Origin of the sequence: Pseudomonas oligotrophica, from assembly GCF_021726475.1 — a bacterium.
GTDB lineage: Bacteria > Pseudomonadota > Gammaproteobacteria > Pseudomonadales > Pseudomonadaceae > Stutzerimonas > Stutzerimonas oligotrophica.
Genome location: NZ_JAKJRU010000008.1, coordinates 109,720 through 127,066, shown reverse-complemented (window position 1 = coordinate 127,066; position 17,347 = coordinate 109,720). Strand labels below are relative to the sequence as shown.

The following is a 17,347-nucleotide window of genomic DNA, read 5'->3' as shown; positions in this document are numbered from 1 at the left end:
ACCGATGCCCTCGCGCGAAATCACCATCATCAACAAGCTCGGCCTGCACGCCCGCGCGGCCGCCAAGTTCGTCGGCGTGGCGACCCGCTATCCGTGCGCCATTCGCATCGGCCGCGACGCTGCGAGCCTGGTCGACGGCAAGAACATCATGGCGGTGATGATGCTCGCCGCCGGCAAGGGCACCAGCATCTGGCTGAGCACCGAAGGTGAGCAGGAAGACCAGGCGCTGGACGCGCTGGTCGCGCTCATCGAGGACTACTTCGAAGAAGGCGAGTAGCTGCCGCTGCCCCGCCGAACCTTGCCGGCCGGGACAGCGCCAGGCGGCCGTCAGCTGCCGGCCACGGTCATCCGCTCGAGCAGTACCGAGCCACTGCGGATGTTGCTGCGCGTCTCCACATCGCTGCCGACCGCGACGATCTGTCGGAACATGTCGCGCAGGTTGCCGGCGATGGTCACCTCCTGCACCGGGAACTGGATCTCGCCGTTCTCCACCCAGTAGCCGCCGGCACCGCGCGAGTAGTCGCCGGTCACCAGGTTGAGGCCCTGCCCCATCAGTTCGGTGACCAGCAGGCCACGGCCCATGCGGCGGATCAGCGCGGCCTGGTCCTCGTCGCCGTGGCTGACGAACAGGTTGTGCACGCCGCCGGCATTGGCAGTGCTGGCCATGCCCAGCTTGCGACCCGAATAGGTGCCCAGCACATAGGACAGCAACCGCCCGTTCTCCACGAACGGCTTGGCGTAGGTCGCCAGGCCGTCGCCGTCGTAGGCGGCACTGCCCAGCGCCCGTTGAATATGCGGCCGCTCGTCGAGGGTCAGCCACTCGGGGAACAGGACCTGCCCCAGCGAATCCTCCAGGTAGGATGCCTTGCGGTACAGGTTCGCCCCGGAGATCGCCGCGAGGAAGTGGCCGAACAGCCCGGTGGCCAGCTCCGCGGAGAACAGCACCGGCACTTCGCAGGTTGGCACCGGCCGCGCGCCCAGGCGCCGCACGGCACGCTCGGCAGCGCGCCGGCCGATGCTCGTCGGATCGAGCAGCGCCTGGCCGATGCGGTTGACGTCGTAGAAATAGTCACGCTGCATCTGCCCGTCCGCCTCGGCGATCATCACGCAGCTCAGGCTGTGGCGGGTGCTGCAATAGCTGCCGATGAAGCCGTTGCTGTTGCCATAGGCCCGGCAGCCCTGGTGGGTGTTGAGGCTGGTGCCATCGGCATTGCGGATGCGCGGGTCGCTGGCGAATGCCGCCGCCTCGCAGGTCAGCGCCTGCTCGATGGCCTGCTCGGGGCTGATCTGCCACGGGTGGTAGAGATCGAGCTCCGGCAGCTCGCGCGCCATCAGCGCGGCATCCGCCAGGCCGGCATAGGTGTCCTCCGAGGCATGGCGAGCGATGGCCAGTGCGGCCGCGACTGTCTCGCGGATGGCCTGCGGGCCGCTGCCGGTGGTGCTGGCCGAGCCCTTGCACTGGCCCACGTAGAGCGTGATGCCGAAGCCCTGGTCGCGGTTGAATTCGACCGTCTCGACCTCGCCACGGCGCACCGTGGTCGACAGCCCCTGCTCCAGCGAGACGGACACCTCGCAGGCGCTGGCGCCCTGCCGCCGCGCCTCGTCGATGATCTGCGCGACCCGCTCCTGCAACCCGGGCAGCGCCTGCGGCCCGATTCCCTCAACTTCGCTCATAAGCACTCCCAAACCATTCAACGCCCAGGCCCGGCAACCGGCGGTCGCATACCCGAGCTGCTGCTATCATGGCCCGCACTTCCCGATTGGACCCTAGTTTTCATGTCTGACTACCCCGATACCGACCCGCTCGGCGAAAAAAGCAAGTCGCAGGTCAAGCGCGAACTGCAGGCGCTGCAGGATCTCGGCGAGCGGCTGACCACGCTCAAGCCCGAGCTGCTTGCGCGCCTGCCGCTGTCCGATACCCTGCAGAAGGCGCTGGCCGATGCGCCGAAACACAAGGCGCACATCGCCCGCAAGCGCCACATCCAGTACATCGGCCGGTTGATGCGCGACCAGGATGTCGAGGCGATCCTGGCGCTGGTCGACCAGGTCGACGCCTCCACCCGCCAGTACAACGAGCGCTTCCACGCCCTGGAGCGCTGGCGCGATCGCCTGATTGCCGGCAACGACGAGGCGCTGGAGGCGTTCGTCGCCGAGTTTCCCGATGCCGACCGCCAGCACCTGCGCAGCCTGGTGCGCCATGCCCAGCACGAGGCGGCCCACAACAAGCCGCCGGCGGCCGCGCGCAAGGTGTTCAAGTACATCCGCGAGCTCGACGAGATCAAGCGCGGCCTGAAATAGACCGCGCCGAGCGGCCGGCGCGGCTCACGCGCCGGTCCCGCCGACCGTGATGCCATCGATCTTCAGGGTCGGCTGGCCGACGCCGACCGGCACCGACTGGCCATCCTTGCCGCAGGTGCCGACACCGCTGTCCAGCGCCAGGTCGTTGCCGACCATGGACACGCGGCTCATGGCTTCCGGGCCATTGCCGATCAGGGTCGCGCCCTTGACCGGCGCGGTGATGCGGCCGTCCTCGATCAGATAGGCCTCGCTGGTGGAGAAGACGAACTTGCCGCTGGTGATGTCCACCTGGCCGCCGCCGAGGTTGGCGCAGTAGATGCCCTTCTTCACCGAGCGGATGATTTCCTCCGGCTCGCTCTCGCCGGCCAGCATGTAGGTATTGGTCATGCGCGGCATCGGCAGGTGCGCGTAGGACTCGCGACGGCCGTTGCCAGTCGCCGCCACGCCCATCAGCCGGGCGTTGAGCTTGTCCTGCATGTAGCCCTTGAGCACGCCGTTCTCGATCAGCGTGGTGCACTGGGTGGGCGTGCCTTCGTCGTCCACGCTCAGCGAGCCACGGCGGTTGGCCAGGGTGCCGTCGTCGACGATCGTGCACAGGGGCGAGGCGACCCGCTCGCCGATGCGCCCGCTGTAGGCCGAGCTGCCCTTGCGGTTGAAATCGCCTTCCAGGCCGTGGCCCACCGCCTCGTGCAGCAGCACGCCGGACCAGCCCGGGCCGAGCACCACCGGCAGCGTGCCGGCCGGCGCTGGCAGCGCCTCGAGGTTGACCAGCGCCTGGCGCAGCGCCTCGCGGGCATAGCCCATGGCGCGGTCCTGGTCGAGGAAGTAGTCGTAGCCGGTGCGCCCGCCGCCGCCGTGGCCGCCGCGCTCGCGCCGGCCGTTCTGCTCGACGATCACGCTGACGTTGAAGCGCACCAGCGGGCGGATGTCGCTGGCCAGCGAGCCGTCCAGCGCCGCCACCAGGATATGCTCCCAGACCCCGGCGAGGCTCACCGTGACCTGCTTGATGCGCGGGTCCAGCGCGCGGGTGGCGACGTCGACACGCTTGAGCAGCTCGACCTTGTCGGCACGGCTCATGGCGTCGAGCGGGTTGCCCTCGGCATAGAGCGGCGCGAAGGACGCCCGGGCCAGCACTTCGACAGGCGTGCGCCCGCCGCTGCGGGCGATCGAGCGTGCCGCCTGGGCGGCCTGGCGCAGCGCCTCGGCGGTGATCGCGTTGCTATAGGCGAAACCGGTCTTCTCGCCAGCCAGTGCGCGCACCCCGACGCCCTGCTCGAGATGGAAACCGCCCTCCTTGACGATGCCGTCCTCCAGCACCCAGGACTCGCTGACCTGGTCCTGGAAATAGAGGTCGGCGGCGTCGATGCCGGGGCCGGCCAGCTCGCCGAGCAGCCCGGGAAGATCGTCGATGCCGAGCCCGCCGGGTGTCAGCAGGCGTTCGCTAACGGGTAACAGCCAGTCGCTCATAGTCACTCCACATTCGCCGTGCCCAGGCACGGTACAGAAAACCTCCGGTGCTGCGCCAGCGGCATGCGCCGGCGCAAGGCCGCCTGCTCGGCGGCGTCACGGGCGCAGACGATGCTGGCAGGCCCGCTCGCCTGCCCGCCCAGCAGCCGCCCCCAGGGATCGACGATCGCCGAATGCCCGTGGGTGCGCCGGCCTGCGGCATGCTCGCCGCCCTGGGCGGCGGCCAGCAGGTAGCACTGGGTGTCGATGGCACGGGCGCGGATCAGCACGTCCCAGTGGGCCTCGCCGGTGACCTGGGTGAACGCGGACGGCGCGGCGATCAGCTCGGCGCCGGCCGCGCGCAGCGCGCCGTAGAGCTCCGCAAAACGCAGGTCGTAGCAGACCGTCAGGCCCAGCCGGCCGACCGGGGTGTCGGCCAGCACCAGGCGCTGGCCGGCGACGTAGTCGTCCGATTCACGGTACTGGCCGCGGCTGTCGGCCACCTCGGCGTCGAACAGGTGCAGCTTGTCGTAGCGCGCCACGCGGCGCCCCTGGTCGTCATACAGCAGCGAACAGGCGGCCGGGCGGGCATCGGCCGGCGCCCCGTCGGGCGGCAGCGGGATGGTGCCAGCCACCAGCCAGAGGCCGAGCTCGCGGGTCACCGTCGCCAGCCAGGGCAGGATCGGCCCGCAACCCTCGGCTTCGGCGCGCGCCACCGCCGGCACTCGCGGGTGGCCCATCGCCGCGAAGTTCTCCGGCAGCACGGCCAGGCGCGCGCCGGCCTCGGCCGCACGCGCGAGCAGTTCGCGGGCGTCGCGCAGGTTGCGCTGGATATCGGCCTGGCTGGCCATCTGTATCACGGCGATCGACATGGACGTGGCGCACGCTGCTGGGAAAGGTTTGGAATGTCCCTGGCGGCCGGCGTTCACTCCGGCTTCTCGAAGGGCTTGTCGAAGGTGATCCGCGGCGATTGCCAGGGGCCCTGGACATCGTACTGGACGCTGGCGAAGCGGGCGACCTTGTCGCCGAGCAGCTTGTCGAAGACGAACAGCGCCCCGCCGACCGCCGGCGCGCCGACGATCAGCGCCGCCAGCGGCAGGTTGTTGCTCACCGGCAGCGTCACCAGCAGCTTGGCATCGATGCGATCGGCGACCATGTCCAGCGTGCCCTCGAGCTCCAGGTTGCTCGACGGCCCGGTCACGCTGATCGCCTTCTGCGTACGGTAGAGGCCCTGCTCGGCGAGCAGCGAACCACTCAGCCGGTCGTAGCTGAAGCCCTTGCCGAACAGGTCGGAGAAGTCCAGGCGCAGGCGCCGGCCGATCGAATTGAAGTTGAGCAGGCCGAACACCCGCAGTGCCTGGGCGCTGCCCTCCACCTCGACGAACTGCCCACGGAGCAGCCGTGGCTCCAGGCTGCCGGAAAAGCGCGACAGGGCGAACCAGGCCGGCGAGCCGCGCCAGTTGCCGTCGACATCCAGGCGGAAGCTCTCGCTGGTGGTCGAGGGGGCGAAGCCCCAGGCCAGCAGCACGTCGGCAAGGTTGCCGCCCGACAGGCGCCCGCGATAGCGGGTCACCCCGTCCTGCCAGCCCCCGCTGCCCTCGACGCGCAGGCCCTTGAGTTGGAGATCGACCTGGGAGAAGGCCACGCCACCGTCCTGCGGGCGCATCTTCAGCGCCCAACGGCCCAGCGGCGCCTCGCCCAGCCAGACCTGGCCGATGGCGAGATCCATCGGCGGCAGCCCGGCCGGGTCGACGGCCGCCAGCGGATCGGGACGCTCGCCGGCCGCGACGCCGGACGTGCCGGCCGGCAGCCGCAGGTGCTCGAGGTTTGCCGTGATCGCCTGGCCTGCGGCATCCGGCAGGCGCAGCCGCCCGGCGATGGTCTCGCTGCGCAGGCCGAGCGACCAGGCGTCGGCCTGGCGCTGGAGGTCGATGTCGAGAGCCTCGATGCGACTGCCCAGCCCGTCGAAACGACCAATGTGCAGCTGCGCCTCGCGCAACGGCTCGGCTCCGGCAGCACCGGCAACGCTGTCGCCGGACAGGTAACGCTGGCGCACCGCCTGCCAGGCAGCCAGGTCGAGCTGGGCCAGGGTCCCGCGCACCCGCAGGCCATCCCGCGCCGGCAGCACCGCGGCGCCCGGCCCGACCCGAAGTTCGCCGCGGCCGTGGCGCCAGTCGCCTTCCGGGGCGATGTAGTCGAGTGCCGCCAATTGGTCGTGCAGCAGCGTGTAGCGACGCTGCGGCCCGCGCAGGGTCATGCGCAGCGAGGTGTCGCGGCGCACCTCGGCGGGCTTGCCGAAGGGTTCCGGCAGCTCGATGGCCAGGCCGAGCAGCGAGGAGTCGACCTGCAGCAGGCTGTCGTCACCGTCCAGGCTCAGCCGCAGCTGGTAAGGCAGCTCGCCGGCGGCCGGCAGCGGCTGGGCGACGCCGAGCCAGCCGGCCAGTTCGGGCAGTGCGATGCTGCCCTGCGCCTCGATGCGCGTCGAAGGCGCGCCGGCGCGCCCGGTCGCCACTGCACGCCCGCGCACGCTGCGGCCGAAGGTGCGCGCACTGATGTCCTCGGCGCTGAAGCCTTTCTCGCTGTCGTAGCGAAAGTGTCCCTTGAGGCGCTCGAAGGCCAGCGTCGGCTGGGCGATGCGCAGTTGCGCATCGGCACTGGCGAAGTCCACCACCACCTTCGGCGCCGGCCCCTGGCCCAGCGGGAGATCCAGTTCGACGCTCCCGTCCAGCGCGCCCTGCCCGCGCCAGTCGCCGAACAACGCCGCGGTACCCATCGGTGCCTCGCGCAGCAGCTGCAGGGCATCCTCCACGCTGCTGGAGACCTCGCCACGCAGCGCCAGCCGCGGCGTACCCGGCTGGCCGCGCAGGATCTGCGCGCTGGCATCGCGCACCTGGCTGTCGAGCAGGCGGCCCTCGGCCAGGCGCACGCGCACCGCGTCGTCGTCGATCAGCACCTCGCCGCGGCCGTCGCGCAGTGCCGGCCAGCCCGGCCGATAGGCCAGCTCGGCATCGTGCACCTTGAAATACAGGCTCATGCTGCGCGCCTCGGCCGCGGCACCGCGGTTGAGCGCGCCCTGGTAGAGGAAATAGCCTTGGTCGATGGCACCGCCGCGGATGGCCGTGCTCAGCCACTCGGCCAGCGCGCCGCTGAGGGCCGGCGAGCGGGTGGGCAGGTAGCGGCTGGCGAAGCGCGCATCGCCCTCGCTGAGCCCGACGCGCAGGTCCATGTAGTCCTCGGCGGCCGGGTCGCGCCGCAGGCGGATCAGGAAGTCCCCAGCCAGGCGGCCCTCCTCGCCGTCGAGGCTCAGATAGGGCGCGGCGAGGGTGAAGGCCTCCTCGTCGAGACGCCAGCTCAGGCGTCCCTGGGCCCGCCGATAGGTCCAGGGCTCGGCGAACAGCGGCGCCAGGTGCAGGCCGAAATCGCGACTGTCGATATCCAGCACGCCCGCGGCGAGGTCGCCGCGGATGCTGCCGGAGCCATGTTCCACCGCGGGAATCCAGTGATGGGCGGCAAGGCGGATATCGTCGAGCTGCGCGGCGTAGCGAAGCCGATCTGGCGAATCCAGCCGCGGACGGTAGGCGAGGCGGATATCGCGCAGCGTGCCCTGGGGCGCCAGCGCGGTCAGCGTCTCCACGCCGGCTTCGGGCAAGGGGGCCAGCGCCAGCGCCAGCGTGGCGAGCGGCGCGATACGCAGGCGATCGGCCTGCAGCTGCCAGTCGCCGGAGGCCGCGTCACGCTGCAGCGCCAGGCGGACATCGTCCAGCCGCTGCGCGCCGAAGTCGAAGGCCAGGCGCTCGGCGAGGACGCGGTAGGCGCCATCACCCAGGCGGTCGAGATAGAGATCGACCGCCAGGTCCTCCAGGCGCACTGGCTCACGAGCCTGGTAGGCACCCGCCAGGCTCGGCGCGTTCAGCCGGGCAACCGCGCGGCCCAGCGCCCGTTTCTCCCAGCGCAGCCAGATTTCCCCGCCGGCCTTCAGCTCATCCAGCCGCCAGTCGCCGGTCAGCCGCCGCGGCAGCCAGGCGGCCCAGTCGCTCTGCGGCAGACTCAGGTAGAGGTCGGCCCGGGCATCACGCCACTCGCCGACGCGGCCCTGGGCCGCCAGCGAAAGGCTCAGGTTCTGGCCATCGGGGAGCACCGTGCGGCCATCCAGGCGCCAGTCACTGCCGGCGTTGTGCAGGGCCAGCGAGGTGTAGGTCAGCGTCACCGGCGCCGCGCCGGCCGGCTCGAAGGTGATCTGGCTGTCTTGCAGGGCCAGGCTGCGCACCGCCTGCAGGCCACGCAGGATGGCCTCGACATCCGGCGGCGAAGCGTCCCCGCCCCTGGGCAGCCCCTCGATCCGCCAGCGGCCGTCACCGTCCTGGGCCACGGTCAGGTGTACACCGGCGAAGCTCAGCGAGCGCAGGCGCAACGTCCGCGCGAGCAGCGAGTCGGCCAGGTCCGGCACCAGCACCAGGCGATCCAGGCGCAGCGCGGAGGCGCCGTCGCCGAGCACCACGTCATGCGCCAGCAACCGCGGGGTGAAGCCCTCCCAGGCGCCCTCCAGCCGGCCGATCGCCAGCGGCAGCGCCAGGGCCTGCTCCAGGCGCGCCTCGACATCGGCGCGGTACTCGGCCACCAGTGGCACCAGTTGGCGACCGAGACTGACATACAGCGCCGCCAGCACCAGCAACCCGGCGAGCACGCCGAACAGGCGCTGCAGCAAACGCGCCAGCAAGGCAGCGCCGCCCGTCACCGCGCGGCACTCCGCAGCCCCGGCCACCGCTCGCTCCCGCGCGGACTCAGAGCAGCACCACGTCGTACTGTTCCTGCGAGTACATGCTCTCGACCTGGAACTTGATCGACCGTCCGATGAACGCCTCGAGGTCGGCGACGTTGCCGGACTCTTCATCGAGCAACCGGTCGATCACCTTCTGGTTGGCCAGCACGCGGTAGCCCTCGGCCTGGTAGGCCCGCGCCTCGCGCAGGATCTCGCGGAAGATTTCGTAGCAGATGGTCTCGGGAGTCTTCAGCTTGCCGCGGCCCTGGCACGCCAGGCAGGGTTCGCAGAGCACCTGCTCGAGACTCTCGCGGGTGCGCTTGCGGGTCATCTGCACCAGTCCCAGCTCGGTGATGCCGATGATGTTGGTCTTCGCGTGGTCGCGCTCGAGCTGCTTCTCCAGGGTGCGCAGCACCTGGCGGCGGTGTTCCTCGTCCTCCATGTCGATGAAGTCGATGATGATGATTCCGCCGATGTTGCGCAGGCGCAGTTGGCGGGCAATCGCCGTGGCCGCCTCGAGGTTGGTCTTGAAGATGGTTTCCTCGAGCGTGCGATGGCCGACGAAGGCGCCGGTGTTGACGTCGATGGTGGTCATCGCCTCGGCCGGGTCGACGATCAGGTAGCCGCCGGACTTGAGCATCACCTTGCGCTCGAGGGCCTTCTGGATCTCGTCCTCGACGCCGTAGAGGTCGAAGATCGGCCGCTCGCCCGGGTAGTGCTCCAGGCGGTCGCCGAGCTCGGGCATCAGCTCGCTGACGAACTGGCGGACCTTCTGGAAGTTCTCCCGCGAGTCGATGCGGATCTTCTCGATGCGCGGGTTGACCAGGTCGCGCAGGGTACGCATCGCCAGGGCCAGGTCCTCGTAGATCAGCGACGGCGCCGAGGCGGTCTTCATCTGGCCGGCAATCTGCTCCCACAACCGGCGCAGGTAGCGGATGTCCATGAGGATCTCGTCCTTGCCGGCGCCCTCGGCGGCCGTACGCAGGATGAAGCCACCGGCCTCCTGGATGCCCTCGGCCTCGACGCATTCGGCGACGACCTGCTTGAGCCGCTCGCGCTCGGCCTCTTCCTCGATGCGCAGTGAGATGCCGACGTGGCTGGTGCGCGGCATGTAGACCAGGTAGCGCGACGGGATCGACAGCTGGGTGGTCAGCCGCGCGCCCTTGGTGCCGATCGGGTCCTTGGTCACCTGCACCACCAGGCTCTGGCCCTCGTGGACCAGCGCGTTGATCGGCTCGACGGCATTGCCCTCGCGGCTGGAGATTTCCGAGGCATGGATGAAGGCCGCGCGGTCCAGGCCGATGTCGACGAAAGCCGCCTGCATGCCCGGCAGCACGCGCACTACCTTGCCCTTGTAGATGTTGCCGACGATGCCGCGGCGCTGGGTGCGCTCGACATGCACCTCCTGCAGCACGCCGTTCTCCACCACCGCCACGCGCGATTCCATCGGCGTGATGTTCATCAGAATTTCTTCGCTCATTGTTCTTCCCGGCGGTACTGAGGGGGAGTTGCCCGATGGTTGGATTCTAGCCTCCGGCAGAATTGCCGGCCGGCTCTATGTCGCGGCTTTGCACCAACGGGGCAGGCCGAAGAGATCGAGCAGCTGGGCGGTCTCGCAGAGCGGCAGGCCGACCACCGCCGAGTAGCTGCCCGCGATCCGGCTGACGAACGCCGCGCCCCAGCCCTGGATACCGTAGCCCCCGGCCTTGTCGCAAGGCTCGCCGCTGTCCCAGTAGGCCTCGGCCTCGGCCGCGGCGATCGGGCGGAACTCGACTTCGCTGGCCACCAGGCGGGTCTCGCAGGCGCTGGGCGAGACCAGCGCCACGGCCGTCAGCACGCGATGGCTGCGCCCGGCCAGCGCCTGCAGCATCGCCAGGCCGTCGGCGCGGTCGACCGGCTTGCCGAGGATGCGCCCGTCGAGCACCACGCTGGTGTCGGCGCCCAGCACGCAGGCATCCACCGTGTCCAGCGCAGCCAGCCCGGCGCGTGCCTTGTCCAGCGCGACCCGTTGCACATAGGCCTCGGCCGGCTCGCCCGGCATCGGGTCTTCATCGACAGCCACCGCGAGAAGCGAAAACGGAACTCCGATCTGCTGGAGCAATTCGCGGCGTCGGGGAGACGCCGAGGCGAGGTACAACGCGCCCATGCCTGATCCTTGCGCAAAATAAGGCGCAGAGTCGCATATCGACGGGACGACGAAAAGCGCGACGAAGCCGCGCGCGGGCGGGCAGCGGGCGGTGCCGGCACGCCGGCCTCAGGACACCTCGAAGCGCCGGCGCAGCCACTGCAGCGCGACGAACAGCCACGGCCAGAGCAGCGCGCTGATCGGCACCGGGACCAGGAACAGCAGCGTCGGCGGCCGGTTGCCGGTGAGGGTGTTGAGCCACAGCTGCACCAGCTGGGCGATGCCGAGCACCACCAACAGGACCATGCTCTGCTGCCAGAGCGGGAACATGCGCAGGCGCTGCTGCAGGCTGAGCACGAGGAAGGCCACCAGGATCAGCGGCAGGCCGTTCTGCCCGAGCAGCGTGCCGGCCAGCACGTCGAGCGCCAGGCCGGCGCAGAAGGCCGCGCCCATCCCACCGCGATGCGGCAGCACCAGCGCCCAGAAGGCGATCACCATGCCCAGCCACAGCGGCCGGCCGAGCTCGGCACTGGCCGGCATCGGCACGATGCTGAGCACCAGGCCGATGATCAGCGTCAGCCAGATCACCCATCCGTTGCGCGGGCGCACGATCATTGCGGCTCTCCGGCAGGTGCTTCTGTCGCGGCAGGCGATGCGGGCGCCGGCGCCGCCGCCTCGGACGTGCCCGTCGGCGCCTCGCCCTGCGGCCGCCGGGCGTCGGCCTCGGCCTGTGCCTGGGCGGCTGCGGCGGCGCGCTCCTCGGGGCTGCGCGAATCGCTGAAGACCAACAGCAGGTAGCGGCTGCGGTTGAGCATCGCGGTCGGCGTGGCGCGGACGATGGCGAACGGCTGGCCGGAATCGCGCACCACTTCGCGCACCTGGGCCACCGGATAGCCACTCGGGAAGCGCTGCCCCAGGCCGGAGCTGACCAGCAGGTCGCCCTCCTTGATATCCGCCGTCTCGGCCACGTGGCGCAGCTCCAGGTACTCGGGGTCGCCGGTGCCGACCGCGATCGCCCGCAGCCCGTTGCGATTGACCTGCACCGGAATGCTGTGGGTGACGTCGGTGATCAGCAGCACCCGCGCGGCATAGGGCATCACCTCCACCACCTGGCCCATCAGGCCGCTGGCGTCGAGCACCGGCTGGCCGAGAAACACGCCGTCCTTCTCGCCCTTGTCGACCAGCACGCGGTGGGTGAAGGGGTTCGGGTCCAGGCCGATCAGCTCGGCCACCAGCACGCGGTCGTCGACCAGCGCCGCGGAATTGAGCAGCTCGCGCAGGCGCACGTTCTGTTCGGTGAGCATGGCCAGCTTCTGCAGGCGGCGCTGCATCAGCAGGGCCTCGGCCTTGAGCCGCTCGTTCTCGGCCATCAGCGTACTGCTGCTGGTCAGCTGCTGGGTCGCGGTGTTCCAGGCGCGCACCGGCAGGTCGGCCAGCCAGTAGAACGGCGTCAGGGCCAGGCCGAGCTGGCTGCGCACCGGCTTGAGCGTATCGAAACGCGCATCCACCACCATCAGCGCGACGCAGACGACAGCCAGCACCAGCAGGCGCACGCCGAGCGAGGGTCCTTTGGCGAATAGCGGTTTGATCGTCGATACCTCGCGACTGGGCTAGAAACCAGACGCGGCAAGCCGAAGGGAAGCATCGTGCCACCCTCCGCGCTTGCCGCCTGGTGCGCGTTGCGCCGGACTCACTCGGTGGAGAGCAGGTCCATGGCGTGGCGGTCCATCATTTCCAGGGCACGGCCGCCGCCGCGGGCGACGCAGGTCAGCGGCTCCTCGGCGACGATCACCGGCAGGCCGGTTTCCTGGGCCAGCAGCTTGTCCAGGTCGCGCAGCAGCGCGCCACCACCGGTCAGCACCAGGCCGCGCTCGGCGATGTCCGAGGCGAGCTCCGGCGGGGACTGCTCCAGCGCGCTCTTGACCGCCTGGACGATGGTCGCCAGCGATTCCTGCAGCGCCTCGAGCACTTCGTTGGAGTTGAGCGTGAAGCTGCGCGGCACGCCCTCGGCCAGGTTGCGCCCGCGCACGTCGACCTCGCGCAGCTCGCCACCGGGAAAGGCGGTACCGATTTCCTGCTTGATGCGCTCGGCGGTGGATTCGCCGATCAGGCTGCCATAGTTGCGCCGCACATAGGTGACGATGGCTTCGTCGAAGCGATCACCGCCGACGCGCACCGATTCGGCATAGACCACGCCGTTGAGCGAGATCAGCGCGATCTCGGTGGTGCCGCCACCGATGTCGACGACCATCGAGCCACGCGCCTCGTCCACCGGCAGGCCGGCGCCGATCGCCGCGGCCATCGGCTCCTCGATGAGGAACACTTCGCGGGCGCCGGCGCCCAGGGCCGACTCGCGGATCGCCCGGCGCTCGACCTGGGTCGACTTGCAGGGCACGCAGATCAGCACGCGCGGCGACGGCTGCAGGAAGCTGTTCTCGTGAACCTTGTTGATGAAGTACTGCAGCATCTTCTCGCAGACGCTGAAATCGGCGATCACGCCGTCCTTCATCGGGCGGATGGCATTGATGTTGCCCGGCGTGCGGCCCAGCATGCGCTTGGCTTCGGTACCCACGGCCACGACGCTCTTCTGGTTGCCATGGCTACGGATGGCGACGACCGAGGGCTCGTCGAGAACGATGCCGCGCTCGCGCACATAAATGAGGGTATTGGCAGTGCCCAGGTCGATCGACAGATCGCTGGAAAACATGCCACGCAGTTTCTTGAACATTGGAGAGGGGCCCTTGGGGCAAACGCGTGGGGAAAAAATTGCCGCAAACTCTAACAATGGCATCAGGTCAGGGCAAGGCGCGATTCGGCGCGGCGCCGAGCGGGTGTGCACCAATCGGCGAAAAGTGCCGGCGCCCGGCGCGCTACCGGGAACCGGCACGGGCATGTACCATTGCCGCCTTTGCCGGACGCCGAGACGCCGGTTGCAGCGGAGCCGCCTGCGACCGGGGCGGCACCGATTCGCTTTGCGCTGGAGAAACCCGATGGCGATTGAACGCTCCGAGGTGGAAAAGATCGCTCACCTGGCCCGCCTGGGCCTGGCCGAGGGCGACCTGCCCCGCACCACCGAAACGCTGAACAACATCCTGGGCCTGATCGACCGCATGCAGGCGGTCGACACCACCGGCATCGAGCCGCTGGCCCACCCGCTGGAGACGACCCAGCGCCTGCGCGCCGACGAGGTCACCGAAGCGAACCAGCGCGACGCCTACCAGGCCATCGCCCCGGCGGTGGAAAACGGCCTGTACCTGGTCCCGCGGGTCATCGAGTGATTGAGGAAGCCGACATGCATCAACTGACCCTAGCCCAGATCGCCCGCGGCCTGAGCGACCGCCAGTTCTCCGCCGAGGAGCTGGCGGGCAGCCTGCTGGCGCGCATCGCCAGCCTCGACCCGCAGCTCAACAGCTTCATCACCGTTACCGAGGAACTGGCCCTGGCCCAGGCGCGCGCCGCCGATGCGCGCCGCGCCGCCGGCGAGAGCGGCGCGCTGCTCGGCGCACCGATCGGCCACAAGGACCTGTTCTGCACCCAGGGCATCCGCACCAGCTGCGGCTCGAAGATGCTCGACAACTTCGCCGCGCCCTACGACGCCACCGTCGTCGAGAAGCTCGCCGCCGCCGGCACGGTCACGCTCGGCAAGCTGAACATGGACGAGTTCGCCATGGGCTCGGCCAACGAATCCAGCCACTACGGCGCGGTGAAGAACCCCTGGGACCTGACCCGCGTGCCGGGTGGCTCCTCCGGTGGCTCGGCCGCGGCGATCGCCGCCCGCCTGCTGCCGGCCGCCACCGGCACCGACACCGGCGGCTCGATCCGCCAGCCGGCGGCGCTGACCAACCTCACCGGCCTCAAGCCCACCTACGGCCGCGTCTCGCGCTGGGGCATGGTCGCCTACGCCTCGAGCCTCGACCAGGGCGGCCCGATGGCGCGCACCGCCGAGGACTGCGCGCTGCTGCTCGGCGCCATGGCCGGCTTCGACCCGAAGGACTCGACCAGCGTCGACCAGCCGCTGGACGACTACCTGGCCGCGCTGAGCCAGCCGCTGGCCGGCCTGCGCATCGGCCTGCCGAAGGAATACTTTGGCGAGGGCCTGGATCCGAAGATCGCCAGCGCCGTGCTGGCCGTGGTCGAGGAACTGAAAAAGCTCGGCGCCACGGTCAAGGACATCAGCCTGCCGAACATGCAGCATGCGATCCCTTCCTATTATGTGATCGCCCCGGCCGAGGCCAGCTCCAACCTGTCGCGCTTCGACGGCGTGCGCTTCGGCTACCGCTGCGAGAACCCGGCCGATCTCACCGATCTGTACAAGCGTTCCCGCGCCGAAGGCTTCGGCGACGAGGTCAAGCGCCGCATCATGGTCGGCACCTACGCCCTCTCGGCCGGCTACTACGACGCCTACTACATCAAGGCACAGCAGATCCGCCGGCTGGTCAAGAACGACTTCGTCGCGGCCTTCGCGGAGGTCGACCTGATCCTCGGCCCGACCACGCCGAACCTGGCCTGGAAGCTCGGCGAAAAGAACGCCGACCCGGTCTCGGCCTACCTCGAGGACATCTACACCATCACCGCCAACCTGGCCGGCATTCCCGGCCTGTCGATGCCGGCCGGCTTCATCGACGGCCTGCCCGTCGGCGTGCAGCTGCTGGCGCCGTACTTCCAGGAGGCCCGCCTGCTCAACGTCGCGCACCAGTACCAGCAGGTCAGCGATTGGCACCTGCGCGCCCCGGCCGGATTCTGAGGAGACCGAACAGATGCAATGGGAAACCGTGATCGGGCTGGAAATCCACGCACAGCTCAGCACCCGCTCGAAGATCTTCTCCGGCAGCGCCACCACCTTCGGTGCCGAGCCCAACACCCAGGCCAGCCTGGTCGACCTCGGCATGCCCGGCACCCTGCCGGTGCTCAACGAGAACGCCGTGCGCATGGCCTGCATGTTCGGCCTGGCCATCGACGCCGAGATCGGCGAGAAGAACGTCTTCGCGCGCAAGAACTACTTCTACCCCGACCTGCCCAAGGGCTACCAGACCAGCCAGATGGACCACCCCATCGTCGGCAAGGGCTTCCTCGACATCACCCTGGAAGACGGCACCGTCAAGCGCATCGGCATCACCCGCGCGCACCTGGAAGAGGATGCCGGCAAGAGCCTGCACGAAGACTTCCACGGCATGACCGGCATCGACCTCAACCGCGCCGGCACGCCGCTGCTGGAGATCGTCTCCGAACCGGACATCCGCTCGGCCAAGGAGGCGGTGGCCTACGTCAAGGCCATCCACGCGCTGGTGCGCTACCTGGGCATCTGCGACGGCAACATGGCCGAGGGCTCGCTGCGCTGCGACTGCAACGTCTCGGTACGCCCCAAGGGCCAGGAAGCCTTCGGCACCCGCGCCGAGATCAAGAACGTCAACTCCTTCCGCTTCATCGAAAAGGCGATCAACCACGAGATCCAGCGGCAGATCGAGCTGATCGAGGACGGCGGCAAGGTCATCCAGGAAACCCGCCTGTATGACCCGAACAAGGACGAGACGCGCTCGATGCGCGGCAAGGAAGAAGCCAACGACTACCGCTACTTCCCCTGTCCGGACCTGCTGCCGGTGGTGATCGAGCAGAGCTTCCTCGAGCAGCTGCGCGGCGAGCTGCCGGAGCTGCCGACGCAGAAGCGCGAGCGCTTCGAGCGCGAGTTCGGCCTGTCCACCTACGATGCCAGCGTGCTGTCGGCCAGCCGCGAGCTGGCCGACTACTTCGAGCAGGTCAACGCCACCTGCGGCGATGCCAAGCTCGCCGCCAACTGGGTGATGGGCGAGCTGTCCAGCCTGCTGAACAAGGAAGGCCTGGACATCGAGCAGTCGCCGGTTTCGGCCGAGCAGCTGGGCGGCATGATCCTGCGCATCAAGGACGACACCATCAGCGGCAAGATCGCCAAGATGGTCTTCGAGGCCATGGCCGCCGGCGAAGGCTCGGCGGACGCGATCATCGAGCAGAAGGGCCTCAAGCAGGTCACCGACGCCGGCGCGATCGAGGCGATGCTCGACGAGGTGCTGGCCGCCAACGCCGAGCAGGTCGAACAGTACCGCGCCAGCGATGAGGCCAAGCGCGGCAAGATGTTCGGCTTCTTCGTCGGCCAGGCGATGAAGGCTTCCAAGGGCAAGGCCAACCCCGGCCAGGTGAACCAACTGCTGAAGAAGAAACTCGAAGGCTGACAACAAGGCCACGGCGGCAGCCGGCACGCACGGCCGCCGGCGCCGCCAGCCTGGTCAGAGGGAAGGATCGCCCCATGCATATCGGTCGGTTGCTGGCCGTCGCCCTGTTCATCCTGTTCGCTGCCGGCTGTGCCGAACGGCCGCCGGCCCCGGCACCGGAAAAACCACCGCGCGAGCGCCCGCAGGCCTTCACCCAGCAAGGCAAGGCCTCGTTCTATGCGCGCATGCACCACGGCCAGAAGACCGCCAGCGGCGAGGCGCATGACCAGAATGCCCTGGTCGCCGCCCACCGCTCGCTACCCTTCGGCACCCGGGTGCGGGTCACCAACCTGGAGAATGGCCGCCAGGTGACCGTGCGCATCAACGACCGCGGCCCCTACCGGCGCGGCCGCATCATCGACCTGTCCCGTGCAGCCGCCCAAAAGCTCGACATGATCGACGACGGCGTGGTGCGCGTGCGCATCGAAGCCGAACGGTGAGCGACTTGCCTGGGCTGCCTGGCGCGACCGTGTCCAG

At 69.5% G+C, this 17,347-nt stretch carries 15 protein-coding genes; 6 read left to right on the top strand and 9 right to left on the bottom strand.

Features of this window, described 5'->3' with window-relative positions:
• The first annotated feature begins 4 nt into the window (after positions 1-4).
• A complete protein-coding gene (locus tag L3N39_RS16810; RefSeq protein WP_237258569.1) occupies positions 5-277 on the top strand; it encodes an HPr family phosphocarrier protein in 273 nt (90 codons plus the stop codon).
• A gap of 50 nt (positions 278-327) precedes the next feature.
• Here L3N39_RS16810 and pmbA read toward each other — a convergent pair whose 3' ends face one another.
• Positions 328-1,674: a metalloprotease PmbA gene (gene pmbA, locus L3N39_RS16805; protein WP_237258568.1), complete on the bottom strand. Its 1,347-nt coding sequence runs from the start codon at positions 1,672-1,674 to the stop codon at positions 328-330.
• Positions 1,675-1,776: 102 nt separating this feature from the next.
• On the opposite strand from pmbA, the gene yjgA reads away from it, so the two are divergent.
• On the top strand, positions 1,777-2,298 hold the full coding sequence (yjgA, locus tag L3N39_RS16800; RefSeq protein ID WP_237258567.1) for a ribosome biogenesis factor YjgA: 522 nt from the start codon (positions 1,777-1,779) through the stop codon (positions 2,296-2,298).
• 24 nt (positions 2,299-2,322) lie between these two features.
• Here the strand turns inward: yjgA and tldD are convergent, their stop codons facing one another.
• From tldD to mreB, 8 genes are all read right to left on the bottom strand, one after another.
• The gene (gene tldD / locus L3N39_RS16795) at positions 2,323-3,765 is read right to left on the bottom strand and encodes a metalloprotease TldD (protein WP_237258566.1); all 1,443 of its coding nucleotides are present in this window, start codon (positions 3,763-3,765) and stop codon (positions 2,323-2,325) included.
• Between the two features lie 2 nt (positions 3,766-3,767).
• The gene (locus L3N39_RS16790; RefSeq protein ID WP_237258565.1) at positions 3,768-4,616 is read right to left on the bottom strand and encodes a carbon-nitrogen hydrolase family protein; all 849 of its coding nucleotides are present in this window, start codon (positions 4,614-4,616) and stop codon (positions 3,768-3,770) included.
• Positions 4,617-4,669: 53 nt separating this feature from the next.
• Positions 4,670-8,461 (bottom strand): YhdP family protein, encoded by a 3,792-nt coding sequence (locus L3N39_RS16785; protein WP_250646600.1) that lies wholly within the window; start codon positions 8,459-8,461, stop codon positions 4,670-4,672.
• Positions 8,462-8,525: 64 nt separating this feature from the next.
• Positions 8,526-9,983, bottom strand: a complete 1,458-nt coding sequence (rng, locus tag L3N39_RS16780; RefSeq protein ID WP_237258563.1) for a ribonuclease G — start codon at positions 9,981-9,983, stop codon at positions 8,526-8,528.
• Between the two features lie 75 nt (positions 9,984-10,058).
• Positions 10,059-10,649: a Maf family protein gene (locus tag L3N39_RS16775; RefSeq protein ID WP_237258562.1), complete on the bottom strand. Its 591-nt coding sequence runs from the start codon at positions 10,647-10,649 to the stop codon at positions 10,059-10,061.
• A gap of 108 nt (positions 10,650-10,757) precedes the next feature.
• Positions 10,758-11,243, bottom strand: coding sequence for a rod shape-determining protein MreD (mreD, locus tag L3N39_RS16770; RefSeq protein WP_237258561.1), 486 nt, complete (start codon positions 11,241-11,243; stop codon positions 10,758-10,760).
• On the bottom strand, positions 11,240-12,169 hold the full coding sequence (mreC, locus tag L3N39_RS16765) for a rod shape-determining protein MreC (protein ID WP_431978043.1): 930 nt from the start codon (positions 12,167-12,169) through the stop codon (positions 11,240-11,242). The genes mreD and mreC overlap by 4 nt, the downstream gene beginning before the upstream one ends.
• 149 nt (positions 12,170-12,318) lie before the next feature.
• Positions 12,319-13,356 carry a rod shape-determining protein MreB gene (gene mreB / locus L3N39_RS16760; protein ID WP_237258559.1) on the bottom strand — a complete coding sequence of 346 codons (1,038 nt, stop codon included), beginning with the start codon at positions 13,354-13,356 and terminating at the stop codon, positions 12,319-12,321.
• 262 nt (positions 13,357-13,618) lie between these two features.
• Here mreB and gatC point away from each other — a divergent pair, with 262 nt between their 5' ends.
• The 4 genes from gatC (at position 13,619) to L3N39_RS16740 (ending at position 17,310) form a co-directional block, all read left to right on the top strand.
• On the top strand, positions 13,619-13,906 hold the full coding sequence (gene gatC / locus L3N39_RS16755; RefSeq protein WP_237258558.1) for an Asp-tRNA(Asn)/Glu-tRNA(Gln) amidotransferase subunit GatC: 288 nt from the start codon (positions 13,619-13,621) through the stop codon (positions 13,904-13,906).
• Positions 13,907-13,920: 14 nt separating this feature from the next.
• Positions 13,921-15,372, top strand: coding sequence for an Asp-tRNA(Asn)/Glu-tRNA(Gln) amidotransferase subunit GatA (gene gatA / locus L3N39_RS16750; RefSeq protein ID WP_237258557.1), 1,452 nt, complete (start codon positions 13,921-13,923; stop codon positions 15,370-15,372).
• Positions 15,373-15,385: 13 nt separating this feature from the next.
• Positions 15,386-16,831 (top strand): Asp-tRNA(Asn)/Glu-tRNA(Gln) amidotransferase subunit GatB, encoded by a 1,446-nt coding sequence (gene gatB, locus L3N39_RS16745; RefSeq protein WP_237258556.1) that lies wholly within the window; start codon positions 15,386-15,388, stop codon positions 16,829-16,831.
• 74 nt (positions 16,832-16,905) lie between these two features.
• Complete coding sequence (locus L3N39_RS16740; protein ID WP_237258555.1) at positions 16,906-17,310, top strand: septal ring lytic transglycosylase RlpA family protein; 405 nt, start codon at positions 16,906-16,908, stop codon at positions 17,308-17,310.
• Positions 17,311-17,347: the final 37 nt, after the last annotated feature.

What these genes read in the sequence shown, in the direction of transcription:
- L3N39_RS16810 (WP_237258569.1), top strand. Translation starts at nt 5, where the DNA reads ATGCCCTCGCGCGAAATCACCATCATCAACAAGCTCGGCCTGCACGCC.
- pmbA (WP_237258568.1), bottom strand. Translation starts at nt 1,674, where the DNA reads ATGAGCGAAGTTGAGGGAATCGGGCCGCAGGCGCTGCCCGGGTTGCAG.
- yjgA (WP_237258567.1), top strand. Translation starts at nt 1,777, where the DNA reads ATGTCTGACTACCCCGATACCGACCCGCTCGGCGAAAAAAGCAAGTCG.
- tldD (WP_237258566.1), bottom strand. Translation starts at nt 3,765, where the DNA reads ATGAGCGACTGGCTGTTACCCGTTAGCGAACGCCTGCTGACACCCGGC.
- L3N39_RS16790 (WP_237258565.1), bottom strand. Translation starts at nt 4,616, where the DNA reads ATGTCGATCGCCGTGATACAGATGGCCAGCCAGGCCGATATCCAGCGC.
- rng (WP_237258563.1), bottom strand. Translation starts at nt 9,983, where the DNA reads ATGAGCGAAGAAATTCTGATGAACATCACGCCGATGGAATCGCGCGTG.
- L3N39_RS16775 (WP_237258562.1), bottom strand. Translation starts at nt 10,649, where the DNA reads ATGGGCGCGTTGTACCTCGCCTCGGCGTCTCCCCGACGCCGCGAATTG.
- mreD (WP_237258561.1), bottom strand. Translation starts at nt 11,243, where the DNA reads ATGATCGTGCGCCCGCGCAACGGATGGGTGATCTGGCTGACGCTGATC.
- mreB (WP_237258559.1), bottom strand. Translation starts at nt 13,356, where the DNA reads ATGTTCAAGAAACTGCGTGGCATGTTTTCCAGCGATCTGTCGATCGAC.
- gatC (WP_237258558.1), top strand. Translation starts at nt 13,619, where the DNA reads ATGGCGATTGAACGCTCCGAGGTGGAAAAGATCGCTCACCTGGCCCGC.
- gatA (WP_237258557.1), top strand. Translation starts at nt 13,921, where the DNA reads ATGCATCAACTGACCCTAGCCCAGATCGCCCGCGGCCTGAGCGACCGC.
- gatB (WP_237258556.1), top strand. Translation starts at nt 15,386, where the DNA reads ATGCAATGGGAAACCGTGATCGGGCTGGAAATCCACGCACAGCTCAGC.
- L3N39_RS16740 (WP_237258555.1), top strand. Translation starts at nt 16,906, where the DNA reads ATGCATATCGGTCGGTTGCTGGCCGTCGCCCTGTTCATCCTGTTCGCT.